Source organism: Anaerocolumna sp. AGMB13020 (assembly GCF_033100115.1).
GTDB lineage: Bacteria > Bacillota > Clostridia > Lachnospirales > Lachnospiraceae > Anaerocolumna.
The window spans coordinates 4,516,982-4,543,481 of the sequence record NZ_CP136910.1 but is presented as its reverse complement, the minus strand read 5'-3'; the positions used below and the strand labels follow the sequence as shown (position 1 = coordinate 4,543,481).

26 protein-coding genes and 1 pseudogene are annotated in these 26,500 nt (G+C 37.6%); 10 read left to right on the top strand and 17 right to left on the bottom strand.

What is annotated here, in order from left to right:
• Positions 1–93: 93 nt before the first annotated feature.
• Both R2R35_RS18910 and R2R35_RS18905 read left to right on the top strand, forming a co-directional pair.
• A complete protein-coding gene (locus R2R35_RS18910; RefSeq protein ID WP_317731048.1) occupies positions 94–393 on the top strand; it encodes a transposase in 300 nt (99 codons plus the stop codon).
• Positions 390–1,295, top strand: coding sequence for an IS3 family transposase (locus R2R35_RS18905; RefSeq protein WP_317731047.1), 906 nt, complete (start codon positions 390–392; stop codon positions 1,293–1,295). The genes R2R35_RS18910 and R2R35_RS18905 overlap by 4 nt, the downstream gene beginning before the upstream one ends.
• Positions 1,296–1,544: 249 nt before the next feature.
• Here the strand turns inward: R2R35_RS18905 and R2R35_RS18900 are convergent, their stop codons facing one another.
• The 3 genes from R2R35_RS18900 to R2R35_RS18890 all read right to left on the bottom strand — a co-directional run bounded on the left by R2R35_RS18900 (position 1,545) and on the right by R2R35_RS18890 (position 3,692).
• Positions 1,545–1,841 carry an ArsR/SmtB family transcription factor gene (locus R2R35_RS18900; RefSeq protein ID WP_317731386.1) on the bottom strand — a complete coding sequence of 99 codons (297 nt, stop codon included), beginning with the start codon at positions 1,839–1,841 and terminating at the stop codon, positions 1,545–1,547.
• 287 nt (positions 1,842–2,128) lie between these two features.
• Positions 2,129–2,878, bottom strand: a complete 750-nt coding sequence (locus tag R2R35_RS18895; RefSeq protein WP_317731385.1) for a nitroreductase family protein — start codon at positions 2,876–2,878, stop codon at positions 2,129–2,131.
• A 217-nt stretch (positions 2,879–3,095) separates the two neighbouring features.
• Positions 3,096–3,692, bottom strand: coding sequence for a class I SAM-dependent methyltransferase (locus R2R35_RS18890; RefSeq protein ID WP_317731384.1), 597 nt, complete (start codon positions 3,690–3,692; stop codon positions 3,096–3,098).
• Between the two features lie 198 nt (positions 3,693–3,890).
• On the opposite strand from R2R35_RS18890, the gene R2R35_RS18885 reads away from it, so the two are divergent.
• A complete protein-coding gene (locus R2R35_RS18885) occupies positions 3,891–4,472 on the top strand; it encodes a hypothetical protein (protein WP_317731383.1) in 582 nt (193 codons plus the stop codon).
• Positions 4,473–4,606: 134 nt separating this feature from the next.
• A complete protein-coding gene (locus tag R2R35_RS18880) occupies positions 4,607–4,927 on the top strand; it encodes a YerC/YecD family TrpR-related protein (protein ID WP_317731382.1) in 321 nt (106 codons plus the stop codon).
• A gap of 51 nt (positions 4,928–4,978) precedes the next feature.
• On the opposite strand, the gene R2R35_RS18875 is transcribed toward R2R35_RS18880, so the two are convergent.
• Positions 4,979–5,584, bottom strand: coding sequence for a DUF1836 domain-containing protein (locus R2R35_RS18875; protein ID WP_317731381.1), 606 nt, complete (start codon positions 5,582–5,584; stop codon positions 4,979–4,981).
• Positions 5,585–5,694: 110 nt separating this feature from the next.
• Between R2R35_RS18875 and R2R35_RS18870 the strand changes: the two genes are divergently transcribed.
• From R2R35_RS18870 to R2R35_RS18850, 5 genes are all read left to right on the top strand, one after another.
• Positions 5,695–5,913, top strand: a complete 219-nt coding sequence (locus tag R2R35_RS18870; protein WP_317734818.1) for a DUF6774 domain-containing protein — start codon at positions 5,695–5,697, stop codon at positions 5,911–5,913.
• Between the two features lie 206 nt (positions 5,914–6,119).
• Positions 6,120–8,417 (top strand): ATP-dependent helicase, encoded by a 2,298-nt coding sequence (locus R2R35_RS18865; RefSeq protein WP_317731380.1) that lies wholly within the window; start codon positions 6,120–6,122, stop codon positions 8,415–8,417.
• A gap of 73 nt (positions 8,418–8,490) precedes the next feature.
• Positions 8,491–8,826, top strand: coding sequence for a hypothetical protein (locus R2R35_RS18860; RefSeq protein WP_317731379.1), 336 nt, complete (start codon positions 8,491–8,493; stop codon positions 8,824–8,826).
• 213 nt (positions 8,827–9,039) lie between these two features.
• Positions 9,040–9,183: a hypothetical protein gene (locus R2R35_RS18855; protein ID WP_317731378.1), complete on the top strand. Its 144-nt coding sequence runs from the start codon at positions 9,040–9,042 to the stop codon at positions 9,181–9,183.
• A 210-nt stretch (positions 9,184–9,393) separates the two neighbouring features.
• A complete protein-coding gene (locus R2R35_RS18850; RefSeq protein ID WP_317731377.1) occupies positions 9,394–10,803 on the top strand; it encodes a PhoH family protein in 1,410 nt (469 codons plus the stop codon).
• Between the two features lie 14 nt (positions 10,804–10,817).
• Here R2R35_RS18850 and R2R35_RS18845 read toward each other — a convergent pair whose 3' ends face one another.
• The 7 genes from R2R35_RS18845 to R2R35_RS18815 all read right to left on the bottom strand — a co-directional run bounded on the left by R2R35_RS18845 (position 10,818) and on the right by R2R35_RS18815 (position 16,593).
• Entirely contained in the window at positions 10,818–11,474 is a 657-nt protein-coding gene (locus tag R2R35_RS18845; protein WP_317731376.1) for an NAD(P)H-dependent oxidoreductase, read from the bottom strand.
• Complete coding sequence (locus R2R35_RS18840) at positions 11,471–12,010, bottom strand: flavodoxin family protein (protein ID WP_317731375.1); 540 nt, start codon at positions 12,008–12,010, stop codon at positions 11,471–11,473. The genes R2R35_RS18845 and R2R35_RS18840 overlap by 4 nt, the downstream gene beginning before the upstream one ends.
• 27 nt (positions 12,011–12,037) lie before the next feature.
• Entirely contained in the window at positions 12,038–12,424 is a 387-nt protein-coding gene (locus R2R35_RS18835; protein ID WP_317731374.1) for an FMN-binding protein, read from the bottom strand.
• Positions 12,421–12,846 (bottom strand): flavodoxin domain-containing protein, encoded by a 426-nt coding sequence (locus tag R2R35_RS18830; RefSeq protein WP_317731373.1) that lies wholly within the window; start codon positions 12,844–12,846, stop codon positions 12,421–12,423. The genes R2R35_RS18835 and R2R35_RS18830 overlap by 4 nt, the downstream gene beginning before the upstream one ends.
• Positions 12,843–13,424, bottom strand: coding sequence for a TetR/AcrR family transcriptional regulator (locus R2R35_RS18825; RefSeq protein WP_317731372.1), 582 nt, complete (start codon positions 13,422–13,424; stop codon positions 12,843–12,845). The genes R2R35_RS18830 and R2R35_RS18825 overlap by 4 nt, the downstream gene beginning before the upstream one ends.
• A gap of 446 nt (positions 13,425–13,870) precedes the next feature.
• Entirely contained in the window at positions 13,871–15,082 is a 1,212-nt protein-coding gene (locus R2R35_RS18820; protein WP_317731371.1) for a C40 family peptidase, read from the bottom strand.
• 350 nt (positions 15,083–15,432) lie between these two features.
• Complete coding sequence (locus R2R35_RS18815) at positions 15,433–16,593, bottom strand: C40 family peptidase (RefSeq protein WP_317731370.1); 1,161 nt, start codon at positions 16,591–16,593, stop codon at positions 15,433–15,435.
• A gap of 465 nt (positions 16,594–17,058) precedes the next feature.
• Between R2R35_RS18815 and R2R35_RS18810 the strand changes: the two genes are divergently transcribed.
• Complete coding sequence (locus R2R35_RS18810; RefSeq protein ID WP_317731369.1) at positions 17,059–18,570, top strand: arylsulfotransferase family protein; 1,512 nt, start codon at positions 17,059–17,061, stop codon at positions 18,568–18,570.
• A 229-nt stretch (positions 18,571–18,799) separates the two neighbouring features.
• On the opposite strand, the gene R2R35_RS18805 is transcribed toward R2R35_RS18810, so the two are convergent.
• The 6 genes and pseudogenes from R2R35_RS18805 to R2R35_RS18780 form a co-directional block, all read right to left on the bottom strand.
• Complete coding sequence (locus R2R35_RS18805) at positions 18,800–19,567, bottom strand: SagB/ThcOx family dehydrogenase (protein ID WP_317731368.1); 768 nt, start codon at positions 19,565–19,567, stop codon at positions 18,800–18,802.
• A gap of 215 nt (positions 19,568–19,782) precedes the next feature.
• Positions 19,783–21,396, bottom strand: a complete 1,614-nt coding sequence (locus tag R2R35_RS18800) for a sensor histidine kinase (RefSeq protein WP_317731367.1) — start codon at positions 21,394–21,396, stop codon at positions 19,783–19,785.
• The gene (locus tag R2R35_RS18795) at positions 21,371–22,075 is read right to left on the bottom strand and encodes a response regulator transcription factor (protein WP_317731366.1); all 705 of its coding nucleotides are present in this window, start codon (positions 22,073–22,075) and stop codon (positions 21,371–21,373) included. The genes R2R35_RS18800 and R2R35_RS18795 overlap by 26 nt, the downstream gene beginning before the upstream one ends.
• Positions 22,076–22,364: 289 nt before the next feature.
• Positions 22,365–23,600, bottom strand: coding sequence for a S8 family serine peptidase (locus tag R2R35_RS18790; protein WP_317731365.1), 1,236 nt, complete (start codon positions 23,598–23,600; stop codon positions 22,365–22,367).
• A 444-nt stretch (positions 23,601–24,044) separates the two neighbouring features.
• Positions 24,045–24,617, bottom strand: a pseudogene (locus tag R2R35_RS18785) (ABC transporter substrate-binding protein); the annotation flags it as partial.
• Positions 24,586–26,460, bottom strand: coding sequence for a recombinase family protein (locus R2R35_RS18780; RefSeq protein ID WP_317731364.1), 1,875 nt, complete (start codon positions 26,458–26,460; stop codon positions 24,586–24,588). The pseudogene R2R35_RS18785 and the gene R2R35_RS18780, both read right to left, overlap by 32 nt.
• Between the last annotated feature and the right edge of the window lie 40 nt (positions 26,461–26,500).

The window sequence follows — 26,500 nt, the reverse complement described above, 5'->3', positions numbered from 1 at the left end:
AACAAGTAAAGATGATGTTAGCATCTAATTAGTACAAAACAAAATGAGACAATCCCTTGAAATAATGTATAATAACAAGAGGAGGAACTCATTATGCCAAGAAAATCAAAACAACACACTAAGCAGTTCAAGTTGGATGCTATCAACTATCGCAAGGAACATCCTGATCTTACACAGGTTGAATGTGCCAAGAATCTCGGAATTGGTATAAGTACCTTAGCCAAATGGGAGGCTCAGTTCCGTGACCATGATGGTGACATTCCCGTTAGAGGTTCCGGTAACTACGAATCAGATGAACAAAAGGAAATCGCTCGTCTCAAACGTGAGCTCCGTGACGCTCAGGATGCACTTGATGTGTTAAAAAAAGCCATCGGCATTCTGGGGAAAGATTGACAGAAGCTATCTATACCGAAGTTTCTGCCAAGGTAGAGGCATCTAAAGTCACAAAACGCCGAGTCTCTACTTCCGGAATGCTGAAATTTTTAGGCGTGTCTCGCTCTGGATATCATGCTTTTCTGAACCGAAAAGTCTCTTCCACCAAGCAACGTAAAGAGGCTGTCAAAAAGGAAATCCAGAAGATTTATGATAGTTCAAAACAGAATTACGGCGCTCCTAAAATCACCAAGGAACTTCGCAAATCTGGGGAAACCATTGCCCAGCGCACAGTAGGTAAATACATGCGTGAAATGGGTATCAAAGCTCAGTGGATTAGACCTTGGACCACTACAACCAGAGACTCTGATTTCAGTGATGAACTTCACAACATTCTTGATGAACAGTTTAATCCAGAACGCCCTAATGCTGTCTGGTGTACCGATATCACTTACATTTGGACACAGGACGGATTTGTCTATCTCAACTGCGTTATGGACTTATTTGCGAGAAAGATTATTGCCTGGACTCTTTCTGATACTATGGAAGTGTGTTCCGTTATCGAAACAATCAATAAAGCAAAAGCTTGTCGAGACACCGATTTTCCTTTGATTATACACTCAGACCGTGGTAGCCAGTATGTTTCTAATGCCTGGCGAGAAGCCACTGTAAATATGCAACGAAGTTATTCTCATACTGGCTATCCTTACGACAATGCCTGTATTGAATCTTTCCATTCTCTCATCAAACGAGAATGGTTGAACCGGTTTAGTATTCATAACTACAACCATGCATATAAGCTTGTTTTTGAATATATTGAAGCCTTTTATAACACCGTCAGAATACACAGCTATTGTGATTATTTGTCTCCAGACGAATATGAAAAACTGTATGAGAGGGCTAAGTCTCTGCCTGCTGCTTAACATGCAGAACTTCTCATTTTAATTTGTACTAAATCTTGACATAGGACCAAGAACAACTTATGCCTCTATTCCACTTCTGTCTTCTGTCTTCTTTCTGCCATGCTTCTGTCTGGTTGTTTTTTTATCCTTTTTTCTGTTATGATTTTGTCTGTTTCTGTTTTCTGCTTACTTCTATTTCACCAGCTTACTACTGTTTCTCCCGCGTTCTTCTGTTTCATTGGCTTTCTTCTGTCCGCTTCTGTCTCGTCTCTATTTTTTTCTGCCCGTATTACTTGTAAGAATCCGTACAAGTTCTCCGATTCTCTCATCTTTTATCCGGTAGTATATTTCCAGACCTTCTCTGCGACCTTCTATAATCCCTGCAGATTTTAATTTCTGCAAGTGCTGGGATACCGTTGACTGGGGTGTCTTTAAACAGGACTGCATAAAGCTTACATTGCATTCCCCCTTCTCCAGCAGACCATTAACCATACAAAGTCGAACCGGATGAGCAAGAACCTTCAGAATCTCAGCAGCTTCCGTATAATTATCAATGTTATTATCCATATGAGCCTCTTTCCTTAACTGCAAAAATAACTACTGTCATATAACATTACTATATTCATATATTACGATATATGAATATATATGTCAATAAATTTTTATAACTTACTTATAAGAAGCAAATATCTATTAAAAAGGAGCTTATGAAATAAAGCAGTAAACTGCTCATGCATATAATTGTTTCAGTTTATTCTGCCACTGCACTTATAAATATAAGCTCTCATATCGCTGACTTTATTTCAAAAGCTCGTTTCCATAAACTATTCTATAAAAATCTTAATTATATCCTCTTACACTGAAAGTCTTATTGTGGCAAGATGTAGAAATCCTTTGGGAACTTCTAGGTCCTCAAAGGTAATAGTTCTCTCCAGCGCTCGGTTTTCTAATGCCAGATCCAGATGACACATGGCTATGCCAACATCTATTGTATTTAGCCTGGCCATCAAATGTTCGGTTACAAACCCTGCTGGTTTTCTGCATACGAGAATTTCTTTCTCCTTACAGATAAAATACCAGGCCTGTGTATTCCTGGCTGAAGGAGCAAGCCTGGCAGCTTCTATTACCTCCTCATATCCGCTGCCCTCCAGAATTTCCTCTAAGGACTTACGTTTAAATTCCTCCTTGCTGCTTCTATGTACTTCTTCTTTGGGATTCCCAAAAGCCAGCATTATGACAAAGTCAAGTCCGTCGACCGCTTCCGGCAGAGCTACCGAAGGTTTTGCCATACCAAGCCAACAACTGCCAAGATTGTTGGCAGATAAATAGAGATCCATCTGCTGAAGCATATAACCGGCATTTAAAAGAAAGTTATCTTTCTTATCAGAATAGATGCCTACATAATGAGGTGCTTTGATTGCCATCAGACTCTTGACCTCTTCATAACTGTAAACATTGAATTTCACTCTGATATCCGGAATCAAAGGGCTTACTTCTTCTCCAAACTGTTTTATTTGCTGTAATAATACACTATCCACCGGATTCATATCATACTTCCGTACAGATTTTCTCTTCTCAACTACTTCATATAGATTTGTCCTCATTCTCATTATCTCCTTTAATATATTGATTGTCTCTTCAATATTCAGTTATTTAGTCCATTTACACAATTAAGTGTAGTCTTATTGGTTTACTCTTCCTCCTGTAATAAGAAAAGTTTACTTTTTGCCATCCTTACTGAAAGGATTGATAATAATCCATCCTATCTATGTATATTATCTGTATCATTAATTTAATATTGTTTCAAGTTGTTTATGTCTCTTACCTGATAACTGCAACAAATATAACAGCAAACTCCGTTTCATAGATTTTTAAAGGGTACATTCCGGCATTTCCAATAAATTTCGTTATATCTTCCAGCTTGTCCGGATATATTCTGACCCTTCTGGTACCAATCTCTATGTATTCTGCCTGGGACTTATCTATTGACAGAACGAATCTTCCCCTGCCAGTAAGCAGACGGGCTGCTTTAGCAATAGCCTGTTCTTTCTCCTTCACATGCATAAAGGTAAGGGAGGAATAGATGATATCGAATTTCTTAGAAAATTCATAGGTCATAAAATCACCGCAGACCAACTTAACATTGGTATAACACCTTAGGTTCTCTCCCGCTCTTTTCACTGTCTTTGGTGAGAGATCAATTCCCCATAATTCCTTACAGTAACCACAGGTTCGTATTGCAAGCCGTCCAGTACCCACACCGATTTCCAGAACTGTCTTACTTAGCTCCAGCTGCAGATCTTCAAGGAACAAATGTCCATCCCATTTGTCCATGTATTGTCTTAGAGGAAGCGTATCATTAACCGGATCATTATTTTCTTCTACTAATAAATCATAATGTCTAATCACATCATTCATAAATACTATCCTTTCTAATAATATATTTCATCTGGCAGCCTTACCTGAACTTTCTGGCACTCTGATAAACCATTTCATTTGACAATATAGGAATCATACCCCATAATATTTATAAAATTACACTGGCGGATAAAGGAAGAAATAACTTCTCTCCCTAATAAACGTACATGGCAAAAAACATGCAGATAGGAGCAAGGTATGAATACAGCAATAGGAACTGTAACAATAGGAGAACTGATATTATATACAATACTGATTTTACTCCCGACTTTACTTGTTATTTTTAGTATTTATCAGTTGATGACTTTTCATAAAATCAAACGGGCGACACAAAATGAGATAATACAGCAATACACATCGTCTAATAATAAACTTCTTTCCCTTAACCACACTCTGGGGTTACCCCTACCGGAAAACACCTTGTGTAAGATATGTGTTTTTCCTGAACGCTATGAGATCAAAGCGGATAACCAATCCTTTTATCTAAGCAGAGATAAAGTAACCGATGTTAATCTGAAAACAGCTGCTGAGGTTCAAAACAGCTACTTAGCAAGCGCAGGTAGTTATTATAAATCCTATGGCCCCTTAGGTGAATTGATCAATGAGAGAACTGGTGATTCAATGGCTTCGGTAGATATTTCATATCTTATATTTACTTATATGAAAGAAAATACCATGGACTATATTGCATTCAACACCACTGCAATATTAGAAGCTCTTCAACTCGTGGAGGAGTATCATACAAGCCATGATAGAATACGGAAAGAACTATATCTGTGATAATTCGGCTTATCGTCTGAAAACATAGTATTTACAAGTACTCAAGCCTGAAAAATAAAGCTTTACTTTAAAACTGCGTAGTGTTAAAATTATACTATTATAGTATTAAGAATATTTTAGCAGGAGATGAAAAATTGAGCAAAAATATAAGAACCCATGCTGTGGATTATTTATTCGAAGCTATCTTGAGCTTGAAAAGTCAGGAAGAATGTTATACTTTCTTTGAAGATATTTGCACGGTAAATGAATTGCTGTCCCTGTCACAGCGTTTTGAGGTTGCCAGAATGCTGCGTGACCATAAGACCTACTTAGAAATTGCGGAAAAAACAGGTGCATCAACTGCTACAATCAGCAGAGTGAATCGTTCCCTTAACTATGGCAAGGACGGTTACGATATGGTGTTTTCAAGAATTTCGGATTTTAAAGAGGAGAACGACGAACCCAGCGACGTATAAAGACATAAAAGTCTGATTTGTAAGGATTATTCCTAAGCAGTCAGACTTTTATTATTTCTTCTCCGTTTCTTTTGCCATATCATCTATTAATTTCTCAATCATCTGTTTCTTTAGATACACATCAAAGCCCAAAAAGCAGATAAAGGAAAAGACATTCAGGAATTCCTTGTCCTCCTGGGACTTCACCTCCGAAAAGGTTTCCTGGGATTTGCGGTACTTTCTGATAACATCCTTAAGAAGATTATCCATCTGTTCTTCTTCATATCGGAATACTTCTTTATAGATTTCTTCTAATCCGATGCCTGAAGACCCACCATAGTACTTCTCGGTAAGCGGACCAAACATCTGCTGGATATCGTTAATACTGAGGATATTCTTAAAATAATATATAAATATCAGCATCAGCATATGCTCCTTGGTATATTTCTTCTTATTGGGAGCCGGCAGCAGATCATTCTTTGTATAGTTATTGATCATGGTCTTTGTTAAGAGCTTGTCCTCGTTATAACGCTTGGAGGATTTCAGATGCTCATCCATAAAGGTCGTGACCTGATCCATGTATAAATCAATGTTAGGAATATCATCCGGATCAATGTAATCCAGCTTCTTCATTCCCTGTATCAGGGTCTTTAAATACTTGTCATCCCTAAAATCCATTGTAATCACCTCTTCTTCCATTATATAGTATGGAAAACTTGATGTAAACAAATATTTTTAGGAACACCCTTTCACAAATACTTCATATACTGATAAGAGGTGATTTTTTGATGTGTCCGGAAGAATTAGCCGCTTTTGCCGCTTCTCTTGCCATTGCTATTTCAAAAGACAAAACCACAGACGAACTAGATCTGATAGCAGTACTCTTATCTCAGGTCAGCAGTACCCTTGCAACTATTTCCATACAAAAAAGTAATCTGGAACCTGATTCCTCTGACAACGAAAGCTCTGCTGTGGTAGCCGGGCAGCAGAATAATCCAATCAGGTAATGAGAGGTATTCCTTGTCTATCCCCTTATTCCATGGTATAATTAAACATATGTTTGCCTGTGAGCTTAAGCTTTGGGTTGTACAGCGACTGTCTGCACAACCTTTTGCTTTAAGAAAATGTCAGCGCGAAAGAAGTAGACTAGCTCTCTTATTGAGCTTTATTAAGACATTGAGAGATTTTAACCATACAGGAAAGGTGATTTATAATGAGCATTTACGATACCTTAAATACCGAACAACGAAAGGCTGTTGAGCACTTTAAAGGGCCATTGCTGATACTGGCTGGTGCCGGTTCCGGCAAGACCCGTGTGTTAACCCACCGAATAGCTTATCTGATGGAACACAGAGGCGTTAATCCCTGGAATATCCTTGCCCTGACCTTTACCAACAAGGCTGCCGGGGAAATGAGAGAACGTGTAGATAATATTGTAGGCTACGGTTCTGAAAATATCTGGGTTAGTACCTTTCATTCCACTTGCGTAAGAATTCTTAGAAGATGGATCGATGTGCTGGGTTATGATAAGGGTTTTACCATTTATGACAGTGATGATCAGAAGACCCTGATGAGAGAAGTGTGTAAATATCTGCAGATTGATACCAAGAATCTCAAGGAAAGGACTCTCTTATCCATGATCTCCTCTGCCAAAGATGAACTGATAACACCGGAAGAATATGAGCTGCGTGCGGTAGGTGATTTTAACAGGCAGAAGTATGCAGCTGTATACAAAGAATATCAGAAGCGATTAAAGGCTAACAATGCCCTGGATTTTGACGATCTGATCTTTAAGACCATTGAACTCTTTCAGACCAGCAAGGAAGCTCTTACTTATTTTCAGCGGCGTTTTCAGTATATTATGGTGGACGAATATCAGGATACCAATACAGCACAGTTCAGATTAATTAAGCTATTGGCAGACGGAATACATGATGATGGACGCAGAGAACATAATCTATGCGTTGTAGGCGATGATGATCAGTCCATCTATAAATTCCGGGGTGCCAATATCTATAATATCCTTAACTTTGAGAAAGAATATCCGGAAGCCCAGGTTATCAAACTGGAACAGAACTATCGCTCAACAAAGAAGATCCTTGAGGCTGCCAACGAAGTTATTTCCAATAATTCTGGAAGAAAGGATAAGGCCCTCTGGACGGATAACGCGGATGGAGACGCCGTACGCTTTACCCAATTTGACAGAGACCTGGAAGAAGCAGAAAACATTGTTACTGAAATAGCCAGTATTGTTCAGTCTGGAGAAGCTGCTTATCAGGATTTTGCCATTCTATACCGAACCAACGCACAATCCCGTATCTTCGAAGAGAAGCTGGTAGTCAGAAATATTCCTTATAAGATCATTGGAAGTATTAACTTCTATGCACGTAAAGAGGTTAAGGATCTGCTCTCTTATTTAAAGACCATAGATAACGGCCTGGACAGCCTGGCAGTAAAACGTATCATCAATGTACCCAAGAGAGGTATTGGACTTGCAACCATAGACAAAGTAGATGTTTATGCAGCAAATAACGGTATCAGCTTCTATGAAGCATTGAGACAGGCAGAATACATACCGGGTCTTGGCAGAACTGCTGCTAAGATTTCACCTTTTGTAAGCCTTATTGAAATCTTAAAATCCAAAATTGCACGTCCTGATTATTCCATCAGTGATCTTTTGGAGGAAATCATTGAAGCTACAGGTTATGTTGAGGACTTAAAAGGTCAGGAACTGGAAAATGAAGAAGACCGCCTGGATATCATCGGCGAATTAAAGAGTAAAATTGTTGCTTTTGAAGACAATGCTCTGGAACCCCCTTCCTTAAGTGATTTCCTGGAAGAGGTTGCACTGGTGTCAGATATCGACAACCTGTCTGCCGATAGCAACGTGGTAGTACTTATGACTCTTCACAGTGCGAAAGGGCTTGAATTCCCCTATGTATATCTGTGCGGTATGGAAGATGGTCTCTTTCCAAGTTATATGTCTATACATGCAGAAGATCCCGAGACGGAAATCGAAGAAGAGAGACGCCTTTGCTATGTAGGTATTACAAGAGCAATGAAACGTCTGTCCTTAAGTGCCTGCTCTCAACGTATGTTACGTGGAGAGACACAGTTTAACAGAGCCTCGAGATTTATTCGTGAAATACCGAGATATCTACTTACCATGGAGCAGAATCCGTATAACTCAAGTCCGTTCCGCAGCAACTCCCATAACAGCCTGGTACCGGAATTCAATAAAAAGGCTGCAGGTTCAGCAGGAAAAGCATTTTCTGACAATGTATTTGACAAACCCAAAACCTTTGCCCAAACTCCCAGGGAGTTTGGAGGCAGCAATCTTGGCACCATAGACTATGGCATTGGTGATACGGTATCTCATATCAAGTTCGGAGTAGGTCTTGTTACAAATATTAACAATGCCGGTAAGGATTACGAAGTAACGGTAGATTTTTCCGGTGCAGGAACCAAAAAAATGCTTGCTTCTTTTGCTAAATTGAAAAAATTATCTTAATTACATGCATTTTCCAGTTTTTCTATAGTAAAATCTGTATCTTTGTGGTATAATACAAGGGAATAAACTCTACATGAAAGGACGTGCTATTATGAATACAAAGATGGAAGATTTATTTAACTCAGTAAATGACCTGTTACACAAAAAAGAAGAAAAGAAATCCGGCAACTGCATTCTTACTATTTTAGCAGTGATTGGAGCTGTAGCTGCTGTTGCAGGTATAGCATATGCCGTATACAGATATTTCACACCTGATTATCTTGAAGATTTTGATGATGATTTCGACGATGATTTTGATGACGACGATGATGATGATTCTTGTGGCTGTGACTGCGGTTGTAAAACTGAAGCAGGTGACAATGCTACTAAAGTATCTGATCAGCCTGAAACTGAAACAACAACTGAGTAATTAAACATAGACTGACACTACAGAAGGAATACGACTGTGCTGTCAGTCTTTTTTCTGACAAGCTCTGAAGCTCTGCAGTACTCCTGTCTCGTATTTACCAATTTCACATATACACTTTACAATTCTTTGATTGAAGGAACTTCAGTTTTGGAGTATAAATAAAACAGATACCATTAAACCTGTTTATATCAAACAATCAAGGAGGTATAGCCTATGTTTATGCTTCATGGCATTGTAAAACCAATTCTTCTAATCATCTCATTTCTATACAGTATTGGTATGTTCCTGTTCTACGCCAAACGTCAGATTTTCTCCAGAAAATATATCACACTTGCAAAACGACATTATGTATCATAAGAAGCTTACTGCAATTGTACTGGCAGTAAGCTTTCTTTTTACTTCTCCAGTTTTATCCATTTCCATTTCACTAGAAACTACTTGCGGACTGGACAGAGACTCGGTAATCGGTCAAGACCTGCTGCCCAGATAAGGAAGGCACAATATCTCTTGATAATGAAATTTAAAATTCTTTCAATGCATCTATATTAACCTTATGGAGGGGTTCCTATGACAAAAACCTATGTTTTAGACACCAATGTATTGATCCAAGCTCCCTATGCCCTTAGTTCCTTCGAGGATAATAAAGTCGTGCTTCCCATCGCTGTCCTGGAAGAGTTGGATAAGCTTAAAAACGATGACGGAGAAAGAGGTGCTAATGCAAGACAGTCTATTCGCTGCCTGGAACAGTTAAGACAGACCGGTAACCTTTTTGAAGGTGTTACCCTTCTTTCCGGCGGTTCTCTAAAAATAGAAGCTAATTTTGTACATGTGGATCTTCCTTTTATCTATGCCTTGGACTCTAACGATAATCGTATCCTTAAAGTCTGCAAAGGGCTGGCGGAAAAAGGAGAATCAGTTATTCTGGTTACCAAAGATATTCTTGTTCGGTTAAAAGCACAAAAGATAGGAATTGCGGCGGAGGATTTTACTACGGAACAGTCTCCTTTGCTCAAAGAACAGTATAATGGCAGGCTGCACGTCTACGCTTCCGACAAAGCCATGGGTGACTTCAAGAAAAAAGGGATCGCTCCTGATCAAATCTATCAACGTACCTCTTCAGTTAATCCAAGCACTGCGGAAGATGATACTGCTCTGGCCGCTTTCCGCCAGGAGGTTAAACCAGTTCATAACCAGTTCTTTATCATACACTCAGAGACCAGTGAGAAGAAAACCTTACTTGGAAGGTATAACGGCAAGCTGATTGTCCCCTTAAAAAGCCTGAAGGAAGAACCCTTTGGGGTTAAGCCGGCAAATGTGGGACAGCGTTTTCTGCAGGAGGCACTGCTGGAAGATGCCAATACCGCCCCATTAGTAATTGTTAAGGGTCCGGCAGGTACAGCGAAGACTTTCTACTCTCTGGCGGTTGGTCTTGCGTGCATTTTTGAGACAGAGAAGAAAAGTTACCGGAGAATCCTGATAACAAGACCTAATGTACAGTTTGATGAGGACATCGGATTTCTGCCTGGTACTGAACAGGAGAAAATAGCACCTTATCTGAGACCTGTTATTGATAACCTTGAAATATTGGTGGATAAGAATGAAAAGGAACGCTATAAGAATGAAAAAGAACTTCGTGGCAAAATCGAGGAATTATTCTCACGTGGAATTATCATGGCAGAAGCGATGAATTTCATCAGAGGACGCTCTATTACCCACACTTATCTCATAATTGATGAAGCACAGAACCTTACTCCCAAGCAGGTTAAAGGTATTGTAACAAGAGTCGGTAAAGGTACAAAAGTCATACTTTTAGGCGATCCCGGACAGATTGACCATCCACTTCTGGATGAACGTACCAACGGTCTTAGTTATGTGTTTGAGAAAATGAAAGGAAGTCCGCTGTGTTACCAGATAACCATGCAGACGGAGGAATGTGAGCGCTCGGCACTGGCCATGGATGCAGCAAAACGAATGTAATCCAAGCCTCCTCTTTAGTCCTCTGACAAATATGGGCTTTTGTGATTCCTATGGATACCATGCTTTTTAAATTCCTTTTTCATCCTTTGATTCATCCCGATAGCCATTATACGGAATACAAAGACCGGTACATGAAACTGTGCCTTTAAATAGTCCTCCTTTGGAGCGTCTTCGTTCCTGCTGATATGCTCTGCAAAAATATGAAACTGCCTGATAACAGTTTTCCCATTCAGGAGTTTCTCTAAGGGTTCTCCGTTCAGCATAGCACCTAGCCCCATAACAAATCCGCCTTTATAATTGACATTACATTTCAGTCCAAATATCTCAAGCAGGGCTAATCCGCATTCGTGAGTATGCGCATAAGGCATTCCGCCTTGAATGATTCCGTACAGACTCTGGCCATGTAAGACATCTTTATGAAATGAGAGCTCTTCTAAAAGGGTCAGAGTCTCTGCCGGAAAAGTATTTACATAACAGGGGCCTCCCAGTATCAGAGTATCTGCTTCGTTAACTGCCTTCAGTAGCTGTGCTTTATCCTTAAGGCTTGGGTAAAGAGGCAGCAGCTTTGTAAGGTGTCCTCTTGCAGCAAGATAGTCTGCACATTTTTGCAGCAGCAAAGAACTGGTTCCTTGGGTTCTGGGACTTAGATTAATGAAAAGTATATTTCTCATGCCTTTGAAACCTCCTCCGTAATTTGCTTTTTCATATCAGTAGTAAGGATTGAATCTATAAAAAAGACTCTTCCCACACCTCTGGTTATCCTAAGATTCTCATGATGAAGTTTTAGAAAGGCTTGCTCTTCTTCTGCCAGTATAGTGTCTGTGGCACCTAATACAAAGAACTTAAACCGCTTTCCCTGCATGCCGCCCTTAACCAGTTCTTTGTTCTCTATATAGTAATAACGGTCCATTATCAGAGCAAATTTATCAAATAATCTTTTTATGGGAAAGGAATAGCTTCCAAACACGATGGGTGTAACAAATATAATAACATCGGATTGTATAACTTTAGGAAATATCCAATCACCGTCATCCCGGACTACACATTTACCATAAGTCTTATAGGTACATCCTCCGCAATTAGTACAGGGCTTTATCGTTACACCCTCCAGGGAAATATACTCAGTCTGGAGGCCTTTACCGGTCAGCTCCTTCACAAGTTCTTCACCAATGTAATTCATCTTACCATCAGAAATAATAGTTATCATGGATTCTCCTTTTTGAAGCGTTATGTACTAATTTCCGTATCCCTTCTTAAGTGCTTTGCTCACAGCACTTTTAATTGCCTCACTAGATAAAGTAGCACCACTTACTGCATCTACATTATAGCTGTTTTGCTGGAGCATCTCTGTGACTATGGATTCCGCCTTGCCTCCCAGTCCGTTTTTATGTTTAAGTATACGTATATTAATAATTTTATTATCCTTTATGGTTACACTTACCTTAACATATACCAGACCTGCATCAACTTCACCAAAGTAAACACCATCAGCTACTTTAGACATATCCACTTCTTCATATTCCATATCTGTCAGGCTTTTTTTTGAACTGTTGACCAAACTGATATAAAGTCCAAGAACAATTACGCCTAAAATTAAAAGTATAAGCCCTATCTTTTTCATTTTATGGCTCCTTGTGCAATGCTTACGGCAAAATTGACTGCTTCTGTAATATCAGTTTTATTTGGATGCCCCATTTTCATAAATAAAAAGCTACCTTGACATAGAATTTCATCAATTACCGGAATACCTTTGTCTTCCAGAATACTTCTTATTGAATCCTGCCCTTGCTTCTTAGCAGCACAGGAAGTTATCAGTACTGCCCCCCGGACGTTGTTCCCCTCCAGGTTATGTACAAATTTTAATAGCTCTGGAAGGCTGTTGCCACCATAAATGCCTCCTACAATAAATAAAATGTCTGTTTCCTTTATCACCGGCTCAGAATTAATATTGCAAGGAATAATATTGAATGCCCTGCCAATAGCCTCTGCTATTTTCTTAGAATGCCTGGTCTTAGTCCCATAGATGATTCGATTCTCACTCACCGTAATACTCCTTTAAGAATTATATTTAATTGAACTCTGAACATTTCTTCAGCCTCTTCCATTGTCAGCTCCCGCTGCCTTGAAATCATAAGATGAAAACCAAGAAAAGAGCTCCAGATTGCAAATGCAGCCTTCTCTGTGTCCATCTCTTTTATAAGACCCTTATCCATCCCCTCCTGTAATCTCTTACATAAGTGGGTAATCCACCCCGGCTGTTCTGACTTTCGCCGGCTGTACTTGTGCAGAACTATAAGATTGTATTTTTCCGGTTCTTCAAACGCAAGTTTTAAGATTCGTTTGAATACTGTTTCAATTTCTGCCGCAACGTCCTTTGATTCATCCAATAATTCCATAATCTGCCCCTGCAGCCATTTTGTCTCCGCTGCTTCTATGGCATCGATTATTTCCTGCTTATCTTTAAAATGATGATATACAACACCTGTCGAGTATCTCATCTGATTAATAATTTTACGAATAGACAATTCCTCAAATCCTTCTTTCATTCCGATCTCCAGGGCCGTATCCAGGATTGCCTGACGTACACTATCACTTCTCATTTTCTGTTCTTCTCTAGCCATCACTAATCCCCTTATTTGTTAATAGTTGTATCGAAATCATTCTTAACAACCATGCTAATTAAAAAAGTATCTGTTTTTAGATATCTGTTTTAACATATCTGTTTTAGCATATCTGTTTTACATATCCGTATTACGTATCCATTTTGCATATCCGTTTTGCATATCTGTTTTACATATCCGTTTTGCATATCCATTTTGCATATCCATTTTGCATATCCGTTTTTTTATTTCTTTATTTTGTATTTACTTTTATTCACTTGATTTTTTTAAATAACGGTGTTTTTTTTAATAACAGTGTTATGTTTATAATACCAATTTATTATATCAATGTCAAGATTGGATTACCTTAGTGTCCGTTTATTTAATTCTAGATTAGGTTTTACACCGCAAAAAAAGCTGAACAAACATTTAATTGTTTGCTCAGCTTCTTTTATACATCAATTATCTTAAAGGTATCTTACGGCTTTAACAGGTGTTCTGTAATCATAATCTGAAATTCTGATACCTGTTGATGGAGAACTTGCACTAATCACTTTCCCATTTCCCATATAAATTCCAACGTGATTTATAACACCGTCTTTGGCGTAGAAAATCAGATCGCCAGCAATCATATTATCAAGAGAGATTCTTGTCCCACCTGTTGCCTGAACCCTTGAAGTCCTTGGAATTGATATTCCAAATTTTTTAAAAATTGCTTGGGTAAAACCAGAACAGTCAGCCCCATTCGTCAGGCTGGTTCCTCCCCATACATAAGGATTACCAAGAAATTGCACTGCATAATCCACAATCTTACTTCCTAAATCAGCATTACTGCCTGTTGCTTCTTTGGTCGCAGTGTTATTTCCTGTACTTGTATTATTATTGGATTGATTGCCTGCAATTTTAAGCTGACGCAGTCTTTCCTTCTCCAGCGATACGGCAAGTGCTTCCATACGCTTTATTTCTGCTTCAACAGAATCTGCTGCCTGATTCTGTCTTTCCTCTTCAAAAGAAATTGCTTCTTCTTCCAGTCGCTGTATTTCCTCTTCGATTGAGACTGCTTCTTCATAGCTTGTTTGGAGCTTAACAAAGTCAGTTGATACATATCCATATGTATTCTCATCTAACTGAACCTTCGCCCATCCTTCCAGTTCTTTCGTAACCTTTAGGTCATCTCCTTTGGCAATTAATGCCACAACCGCTGCTTTGGTAGATGCTTTCTCTCTAACCTTTAGAGTTTTTGTATTTACCACTGCTACTCTTGTTCCAACCTTTTTCGCTATGTTCATTGCACTTTCACCTGTTACAAGATATTTACTTACTATGTATCCTGTAACTGATCCTGATTTAATTTTATACCAGGCTCCCTTTTGAGCAAGGATAGTTGCTGCTGCATTGTCATACAATTTACCGACAACTTCGCCTTCTTCACTTGCTTTGTTCCTTATATTCGCATAGTCAGCAACCTGAGCAAAAGACAGCTTCTTTTGAATGATCAAATCTTGCAGCAGATTATTTACTACTTTTTCGTCAGCAGATTCCGCATTATCATAAAAATCATTTAAAACAACAGCTATACCAGCCATTGGCATTTCTTCTGCCTGGACTACCATTGTCTTACCTGTTAGTGTTATAACTCCTAACATTAAAAATGCTGCCAGCCTTTTTACTTTGGTCATTTATCCTCCATAAATTCAGTTATTACATTTTTGTTACAAAATTATTCTATCAACTGCCAATGACTGTTTCAATATGAAATTGTTGGGTAAAAACTGTAAGAATCTTATTCTGAGCGAACCTGATTAATTATCTGTGTAAAAAAAGCCGCACTACATAAGCCGTAAAACTAAACCATAAAACATAAGACGTATGACATAAGCTGAATTACATAGCTGTATTAACAAAAACAGCCGTATAACAAGCACAGCCATAACAAACATAGCTATAGCAAACACAGCTATATAACAGAGCAGCCGTAAAACCATATAGTTTTACAGCTGCTCCTTTTATAAATCAATATATACTTTGTTTAATTATATCTTACAGCCTTAACAGGTGTTCTATAATTATAACTTGTGATTCTTATACCAGTTGAAGGTGAGCTAGCACTGATAACTTGTCCACCGCCAATATAGATAGCTACATGGTTTATTGTACCACCCCTGGAATAGAATACTAAATCGCCTGCTCTGAGGTTATCAAGTGATACTCTTGTTCCACTAGTTGCCTGTGATCTGGAGGTTCTTGGAATACTTATTCCAAACTTTCGAAATACAGACTGTGTGAAGCCTGAGCAATCAGCTCCGTTTGTTAAGCTGGTTCCTCCCCATACATAAGGATTGCCTACAAACTGTACTGCATAATCAGCTATGCTGTTGCCGCTGGAGGAGTAATTACTACTGCTGCCAGAACTACTACTACTACTACTACTACTACTAGAGCCTTTGGTCGTAGAACTGCTTCCATTACTTGAAGAATTGCTGCTTTGACTTTGGGCCTGTGACTGATTTTCTGCCTGGCTGCTTGCCTGTTCTTCCGCAAGACGCTGACGTTCTTCTTCTATTGAAATTGCTTCTTCATAAGTCGTTTGAAGCTTAACATAATCTGTGGAAACATATCCATATGTATTTTCATCTACCTGAACTTTAGCCCATCCTTCCAGTTCCTTTGTTACCTTAAGGTCATCACCAATAGCGATCAAGGTTAATACTGTAGAATCTGTGGAAGCTTTTTTTCTGACTTTCAGGGTCGTTGTATCAACTACTGCAACTTTGTTCCCTACTTTCTTTGCAATGGATACTGCTTTTTCACCTGTAACCAGGTAATCTCCATTTATGTATCCTGTAACCGATCCTGACTTAATTTTATACCAGCCATTTTTCTCACCTAAGATCGTTGCAGCTGCATTATCATATAGCTTACCGATTATCTTGCCTTCTTCACTGGCTTTACTTCTTATATTAACATAATTATCTACCTGTGCAAAAGCCAGATTATTTTGTATCGATATCTCTTCCATAAGCTTCTTTACTGCAGTTTCGTCAGAGTTTTCAGCATTAACATAAAAATCATCTAGTACAACCGCTATTCCGGCCATTGGCATCTCTTCCGCCTGTACCATTGTTACCCGGCCTAAAGCTGCCAGAGTTCCAACAAGTAAGAACGTTGCTACTTTTTTAAATTTTAACATGTATCCTCCAATTCCAGACATTTATTACAAGAGTATTAAATTTATTACGAATTTATTATAACACATTCCGAAAAGATTACAATATGAAAATTATTCCACTGTTGCAGAATCCTTCTTTCTTCTGCTGTTTCAAACCAAAAGAACGGGATTGGCCATTTTCGCTCACAATATATCGAATAAAGTCATATATTATTATGCAAGTAGTTTACACCTGGTGTATTCTAATTTTTAAGAAGCCCTTAAAAAATAAAACTCAAAATACTTTATAAAAGCTGCATGCAGCACCTTACACGGATACGCACAATGAATTTGGGATGCTATAAGGTTCAATTTCCATAAAAACAATTACAAAAATCAGAAACTCTAGTATGCAAACTGGCTCAAATGGTTTTTCAATCAGACCTGATTTAAAAACATTAACATATTTTTTATAGGAATCAAATAGGGGGGGAGCGGATAATAGAAATGAATGAAATAGATGATTACGATGAAAAAAACTCACTGGTAACCAGGGAGTACTCCAAAGAGCAGGTGTGGGATTTTGTTTCTGCCCCTGAGCTGCATCCAATGAAAGTAACTGTAAATGTAGCTAAGCCTGGTACGGCTCCTGGTTCCGTCTTCGTAGCTCCGTATACAATATATGGAGCTACTATGATAGGTCAGACAGGTGCATTGATCATGGATCAGAAGGGTAATCCTATATGGTTTAAACCTCTATGCAGTAAATATATACAGAATACTGATTTTAGAGTACAGTCATATCATGGATACCCGGTACTCACCATGTGGCAGGGAACCATATCCGGTACCCAGTCTTCTGAACCTGATCTGCCCGCAGGAGATCCGGAACCCGGTGCTTATTACAATATTTTAGATCAGCATTACAATATCATCAAACAAATATCCGCAAGAAATGGGTTTACATCTGATTTGCATGAATTTACTATTACAAAGCGCAATACCGCATTATTTACAGCGATAAAACAAGTACCCGCTGATCTCACTTCCTATGGTGGTCCGAAAGATGGGTATTTTGACGATTACTCCATTCAAGAGGTTGATTTAGAAACAGGACGGCTTTTGTTCTTCTGGAATGCACTCTCCCATATTAACCCTGCAGACTCCTTCCTGCCAGCATCCTCAGCATCAGAAAGCAATAATATCTGGGATTGTTATCATCTTAATTCCATAGACGAAGGTTCGGATAACTCCCTTCTTATTAGTATGCGAAATATGTGGGCTATCTATAAACTTAATAAGGAGACCGGCGACATCATCTGGCAATTAGGCGGAAAACAAAGTGACTTTACAATTTCTCCTGACGCTGCTTTTTCCTGGCAGCACGACGCGCGTTATAGATCTGATAACAGAATCAGCATGTTTAATGATGCCTGCTGTGCCTCTCCGACCTCTCCGCCACAATGCCAATCCCACGGCTTAATTCTGGAGCTTGATTTCTGCAATAGGACTGCTTGTGCAGTCCGAGAATATTTCCATGATCCTGCTCTATACGTACCAAGTCAGGGTAACGTACAGAAGCTTCCCAATGGTAATCAGTTTATCGGTTGGGGACAGGAACCATATCTCTCTGAATATGCAGAAGAAGGGAATACAATAACCGAACCTTGGTTGAACTTTTTATATGATGTACGTTTTCCTAATGAGAATATATCTTACCGTGCTTTTAAGAACAGGTGGATAGGTCTTCCCTCGGTTCCGCCAAGTATTGCAGTTGTCAGAAGCTATGATATGACGGAGGTATTTGCCTCATGGAATGGTTCAACGGAGACTGCCGCATGGCAGTTACTTTCGGGCCCATCACCTTATTGTCTATCCATCCAAGTAGAAAGCATTCCAAGAACCGGTTTTGAAACGAAAATATGTCTGCCATGTGATGGACCTTATTATCAGGTAAATGCCCTGGATTCCTGCGGTTTTATTATCGGTACCTCTAAGCTTGTTAAATTGATGGACTAAATCTGTTATAGATTACTACAAGTTAAATAGAAAAAACCATGCATATCCTCGATTTATCAAAGGAATAATGCATGGTTCTATTTATATGTTTCTGTATTAACACAAGTTGATTATTCTTCTCTAAACTAAAGTCCCTGTAATTTAAGTTATACTTAAACATCTAAAAATATTTTTATTATTTCTTGTAAATTTAGCAGAGTTATATAAGCTTATACTTCTTAATTGATCACTACATACTCTTCTGTCTGCCTACGGCTGCAAGGTAAATTACAAATTCATTTTCTCCATCTAATTGAAACAGATAATCCACTGCTTCCTGATCATATATACCAATTGCACATACACCCATAGCTAACGCTTCACCTGCTAAATATAAATTCTGGCATACATGTCCGATATCAATTAATATTTTCTTATGTGCTGTAATATCATATTTCCACTCAGAGCGATAAGGGGTTGTACTCCATGCAAAGGTAACACATGCTTTCTTGGCAAAGTGGGGTACAAATGGCTGATCTAATGTAATGGCATCTAATCTATTATCGACATCCTCTAAAACAAGGAGTAATAAAAGCTTATGCTCAGCCGGAAGATATCTATATAATCCTTTCTCCAGACCGGTCACATTCATTATGAACAAATAGGTTTCAAAGGAATGTGTCGCCCCACTGCAGGGAACTGTACGAAAAGTAATTCCTCCAGATTTATTTTTCCCGGTTATACCTTGGGTTGCCCATAACAGAAAAGATAATTCATCAAGGCTAATTGATTCTTCGCTGTAAAGTCTTGTACTTCTTCTATCCTTTATGCATTCATAAATATCTCGTTTTTTCAGGATGTCAGCCTTAACAGCCGGCAGCTTTATTAGCATGGCGTTCGAAGGATAGTATTTGTTTTCTTCCGGTTGCGGCATACCCTTCATTTTATCTGTCTTTATGTTCTTAAAGTCATTGAAATTGGATTTTAGGAATTTTCTCTGTTGTTCATAAGTTCCCATTTATATTCTCCTTCGTTCTTTTAACACAGTTTCCTGCGGATCTTAATTCATTATATCAAATTGAGAGAAAATTTCCGTGTCTTATGTTACGGTTCAATTTATTTTATATTGATTGTTAGTAACCTATTCTATTATATTTTATAACAGTTTCAGATGTTAAGAGCTGGAAATATACTCGTCCCTCTGCCAGCCTTAAATCAGCGTATCATAATTACTTATGAATTCACCAATTCTACCCTAGGAAACCGAATAGTTACTTTAAACATATCCCCATCAATATCTATTTTAAATTCGCCATCACATACTTCCGAATATGTTTTTGCAATTGCAATTCCAAGTCCATTACCTCCATCACTTCTTGATTCATCACCCCGGACAAATCTTCCGGTAATTTCTTCCGGTGAAAAATCTATTTCATATGCAGAGGTATTTTGAAAGCATAAAACTGCATTCTCAGACTCTAAATATGTTCTGATATAGATTCTACTGCCTGTCAAAGAGTATTTTAATGCATTACTTATCAAATTTTGGCAAACCAGATATAATTTCGATCCATCCCCATAAATCTCCAAACCTTCTTTCGAATATACTGTTTTTACATCAAATCCGGAATTTGAAATAATATCATCCATATCTGCCATAGTTTGCATTATCAATTTATTCAAATTCAGTTTTATTTTATCAACTTTCATATCTCCACTGGAGGCTTTGGACAATTCAAACACAGTGTTGATCATATCACGCAAGTTCTCCGCCTTTTTGTTGAGTTCATTCACATAATGCCTGTCTTCACAGCTTAAATAATCCTTTGCACTCAATAAGTCTATGTAGCCTATGATAGAAGTAAGCGGTGTTTTCAAATCATGGGATATATTTGTTATTAGATCGACTTTAAGCTTCTCATTCTTCATTTGCTGCTGCATACTGTTCTGTAAATTGATTGAAATATTTTTTATCTCTTCACCAGTCTCATATAGATATGAGTTTTTAGGGATCTTATTTTCAATCGTTTTTTGTCCTTGCTTCATTTTGTGAATTTCATCAACCAGGGAACGGATGTCCTTTTCCTTTATCTCCTCTTTACATTTCCATAAAATCAAAAGTGCTTCACATAATAAAGGTATTGCAAGAAGAATAAAAAGATTAAAAAGTAAAGTCGATTTTTTTCTGTTAAGGATCATAATGCTTGCTATATTTTCATATAGGATGATTCCCAACTGAAGAAACAGAAAGAGAATATCATTAAAATATAATTGTCTTAAGGAACTTATCCTATTTCTGTTATAGTGCTGAAAGAGCTTTACAAGCAAGCTGTCCTCCTTCCAGTACCTTCCTTTCATTTTTACCGTGATTCCTGTAATAATCCATAAATATCCACTACCAATCAGTATATTCTGAATAAATCCTAACACAATTTTCTTGATTATATCACCATAAGTTTCCCAAAACTCATAGGCACCTTCGAAATATACTTCCTCAAACTGAAACGAAAACACTTGTTTATGACGATATAGATAATAAATAAACAAAGTATACAAAGCAAAGATTATTACCGCTAATTCTGATGGTACCTTTCTGGCATAAGAAGCTTTGTCAATCTCTGTGTGCTTTATACTGCAAAGCAGGAAAATCAGCATCATTATCTGAAGTGCCAATACGATACCAGTAAATATACTTGGATATCTCCCTTCATAGGCATACTCACTATATATACCAAAACACATACTGCTTTTCATACTGCTTATAATTGCCCAGAACATACCATAAAGGATTACATTAATACAAAAGAATACATGATACCCCCTACATTTTTTCAATTTTGTATCCAATTCCCCACACCACCTTCAAATATTTTGGCTTCTTTGGATCAATTTCTATCTTCTCACGTATCCGACGTATATGTATCATAACAGTATTCTCAACGCTATAAGCCTCCTCATCGTCCCATACTCTTTGATAGATTTGTTCTGCGGAAAAAACTCTTCCGGCATTCTCCATCAGTAAATCCATAATTTTATATTCAGTCGCAGTAAGACTACATACCGTTCCATTAACGTTTATCTGCTTACTGCAGCGGTTAAGTTCAAGCACTCCGTTGCAAAGGATGCTCTCTGTCTCTTCACTCCTGCAATTTTCAAGAAAAAAACACCTCCTGATTTGTGCCTTTACTCTGGCTAGCAATACTGGTGTATTAAACGGTTTTTCAATATAGTCATCCGCACCTAACTCTAAACCTGAGACAATATCACTCTCCTCTGTCTTTGCGGATAATATAATGATAGGAATGTTTTTCTTCTCCCTGATTTTTAGCATTGCAGTCAATCCATTCATTTTTGGCATCATAACATCCAATAATATTAATTGAAGCTCTTGTTTTTGTACAAGCTCCAAAGCCTCAATACCATTATAGGCTTGATGTACAAGATAGCCCTCCAGCTCTAAAAGTTTGGTAAGCACCTCAACAATATTTTTATCATCGTCTACCACTAAGATGTTGATCTGATACATAAATTTTACCTTTCTCGGTATTTGGTTACTTTTATTATAATCCATAATTTCTATAGATAGCCTAATACAGTTTAGCAGATAATGGCAAAAAAGAATAGAAATTCAAGAAAAAAATTGCTGTAAGTGCTTGCCTTATAATAACTGCTCTCTCCTATGTCATTGGATATGACTTCTTATTTCCTCCCACTCACTACTTGCTACAGTAGTAGCCGCTTTTTAACTCGTCCTAATCATAATCATTATGCTATGGTTCATTTCCATTACTTTAAGAATAGCATAAGCAATCCCTTTATCTTTGCTCTTTCAGCTTATCTATAATTCCTTGGGGATTAATAATCGTATCCAGCTTGTCATTAGCAATTGCAGTATCCAGTGCGATTTTCCAGAACTCTTCATAATCAATATCCGGTTTTACCTGACACGCCAGCGCATATACTCCAGCAAGATATGGTACACTCCAGCTCAGTCCTCCTGTTTGGTAGATAGCATAATCATTGACTCCAGTAGGTGCTGCCACACAACGATTATCCATAGGAATGCACAAATAATCTTTTTTGTAATAATCCATTTCTTCTGCCCAAGAAGCTTTACCATATGCGGAAAAATCATTTGGATCCGTTAATTTTGTTTTTCCCATTCCAATGAAATTAACTTTTTTGATATCCTCTCTAGTACCCTTTAGCAGTGAAGTTGTAATAACGAATACACCTTCCTCTTTGGCTCTCTGATATGCCTTTCTCAAGTCCTTATAGCCATTACTTTCTTTTTCCTCCGCACCCCAGGAGATTGAAATAACACGAATTTTTTCATCTTCCTTCAGTGTTTTATTCAAATCTAACAGTTCATTAATGTCCTTGGCTATTCTGCCGGTATAGTTTTCGATAATAAAATTTTCAGCTATGTAATAAATGCTAGCCTCCGGCGCAACCCCACAGGTTTTCCCCACTGCGATGGATGTTACTGCAGCTCCGTGCATCGCAGCTGCAGACTTTGTTTTGATAAAATCACTCTCTGAATAATATTTCAATTGTTTTTTAAATTCTTCATGCTCCGTTAATAGCTCTTGATCAATGATAGCTATTCCTACATTCTTTCCTGTTATGCCTTCTTTGTGTAGCTTTCTTACCCCTAATCCCGGATCTTTGCCTATCTCCATAATCTTATCTGGATTAAAGCCTTCTGGTAAATAATCCGGCCATTTCGTCTTGCTGTCATAAGTAGTTAACAAAAGGTTTTCGAGCTCATCAGACAAATCAGCCTGCGATAAATCTGCACTTCTGATTTCAATCTGACCATCATCAGCATCTGGTAATTTTGATACTTTCCCCATATAATAATTATCGGGAGATGGATGTCTTTCAATATAAGGCAAAGACGTCGTTTGCTTTTCCTCCGATGTACTATTCTTAGATACTTCGCCCATACCATCTTTCTCTGCAATGTTTTCTTTTTGTGAGCACCCGATTGCCTGCATCATTATAGTAATTATTAATATGATGCATAATACTTTTTTTAAACTTTTCATATGAACCTATTCCCTTTCTTTTCTTTTTTCTTGTACAGTAGCGTTAAAGCTTTCTCTTCTTACCTTTAATAGTCTAACAAAGAAAACCGATATTTTTTCTACATTATTCTTTCAAAATTCTTTCAATTGTCATTTGTAAATTGTTAATCCCTTCACTGATCTCTGACATTATTAAAGATTATAACTTGATTGCTGTATCGTATTTATAAGCTGAGTTGTCTGTCTCTCACACTTGTATAAATGTATCAGTTCGCTTAATACTGCATTTTAAGTAAGCTGAAGGCACAAGCTGCAATGGAAACAGCTTCTGGGAAATGGCTATAACTATTTTTCTTAATGACCTACTTCTTGAGCAAATTCGCTTAACATCGATAGTGCTGTTAGACAAAAAGATGAGGAAGCTACGTATTAAACAGCTTCCTCATCTTATAAACATCTATGAAATTATTTCGCTTTTTCAGCATAAGTTGTATCTACTAAATCCGCATAAGGAGCTCTCTTCTCAATAACTCCGGCATCCTCCAAGATATCCTGTAACAGTGTAAAACTCTCCTCCTGAAAAACCGTATTCTCTTTCCAGGACTGCTGATCGTAGTACCTCTTAACGATTGTAGTTAAAGTGTCCAGGTCTGTTTCCTTAAATTGAGGCTGTATGATTTTTGCGATTTCCTCCGGTGTATGGGAATTCACATAATCCAGTCCTTTCTGAACTGCTTTTGTAAATTTCTGAATTACTTCCGGATTTTTCTCAATATAACTCTTTTTTGCAGAATAGGCTGTGTAGGGAACTTTACCGCTCTCAATACCAAGAGAAGCAGCAACCTTTCCAGTACCCTCCTTCTCCAGCGCTGTAGCCGCAGGCTCAAATTCAATCGTATAATCTCCTGTTCCTGCTGCAAATGCCTGTGCCGTTAAACCAAAATCAATATTCTGAACAATGTTGAGATCTTTCTTTGGGTCAATACCGTTTTTCTTCAGGATATACTCAAATACCATTTCCGGCATGCCCCCGGTCCGTCATAGTATCCATGTAAACATTGATCATATTTTGCAATTGTTCCTTACTAGCTAAAATTTTATACGGCTTTAAAGGGTCTTCAGTAGCTTTTAGAATATTTCGATCAATCATAATTGCTATGTAGGGAAGAACAGACTTTTTAGATTTTGCAAATCCTAAGCTTGTTAACTCCCTGGATAAATATTTAGCTGATGTATAGTCTCTTTCTTCCTTTAATATTAGCTGCATAGTTGTAAGAATAATTTCATTCTCCCTTTTATTCAATTCTTCAGCAGGATCATAGCTTACAAGATCACTTAATCCGTACTTGAATTTTATATCCGGATTTCCATCTTTATCAACAATAATTTTATCAATCAAAATTTCAATATCTTTACCAGTTATAGAATTCTTATCAATGATATTGTCTATAACTTTTAATGCGGTATCAAGCTTCTCTTTAACATTGCCTGTATTAATTTGGGATTGATCTATTTCCCTTAACTGGTTCTCATAACCGGAAAGCTTAGCTAAAATTTCTTTTTGCAATTCTTCATAGGTTTCATCCATTATGGATTTTTCATAAGCTCCAGATGCCATATCTTTTAATTTCTGTGATAATAAAGCTTTTAATTCATTCTTTTTGGTAACAATAGAAGATTCCAAAAAACATCTTTTTTCTTCTAGGTTATTCTTATCTTTGTGAAAGTCATTTAAATCATATGTTTCAATAACATGTTGCAGTGCATCTCGGCACAGTTTTATGTAGATATTTATATCCTGCAGCAATGTGTCCTCAGTAATTAAATGGGAGCTGCCACAATATCTTTTACCTTTCTGATTATAAGTATTACAAATATAATATAGTTTTTCTGTATTTTTTCTCGTTATCGGTGTTAGCCTTGACCCACAATCTTTACATATAAGGCTACTACCAAATATCCTGTTTAATCCTTTACCCCTATAATTAGTTCTTAGACGTTTTTTCATGGTTTCCTGAACTAATTCAAAATCATGTTGAGTTATTATTGCATCATGATTATTTTCAAAAACAAACTGTTGCTCCTTGGGTACTCTTGTATCAGTTCCATTTATTAATACTCTTTCTCTTTTACGTTGTCTAAGATGACCTAGATAAAAATCATTCTTTAAAATATCGCTAACCATACCTTCACTCCATTGTTCTTTGGGTATGGACTTAACTGTTCTTCCCTGCTCTTGTAATCTTTTCTTTTTCATTGCAGATGGAGTTGGTATCTCTTGATCTGTTAGCTGCATGGATATTTTTCTATACCCAAATCCTTCAAGGTAAAGATTAAATATACTTCTTACTATCTCAGCTTCAGCTTCTACAATTACTATTTTATTATTCGCATTTTCACTTCTATCAATACAATATCCGAATGGTACACTTGTCAAAAAAGTTCCCTCCTTTTGACGTGCTCGAATTACTCTTCTTACTTTTTTGCTTGCGTCTTTTACATAACGTTCATTATACCATGTTTTAATACCAATTACATCATCTTCGTCTTTAAAAGTATCATAGTCATCTGTAACAAGAAGCAGCCTCTTACCCTTTTCTTTTAATTCATCAAGAAGCAATAATACCTTTGCATTATGCCTGCCTAATCTGGAAAGATCTTTTGCAATAATAACATCAATATTATCCAAATTATTTATTAAGTCTACAAATCCTGGGCGATTAAAACTATACCCTGAGAATCCATCATCTTCATACCACTGATCAATGACCATGTTCATTCCTGCAGCAAACTGATTGCCAACTATTTTTTGATTTTCTATAGAAACGTAATTCTTTTTATCTTCATCTCTTGACAGCCTCGCATATCCAACTACTACCATAACGCTCTCCATTTCACTCAAATATAACACCATGTAAATA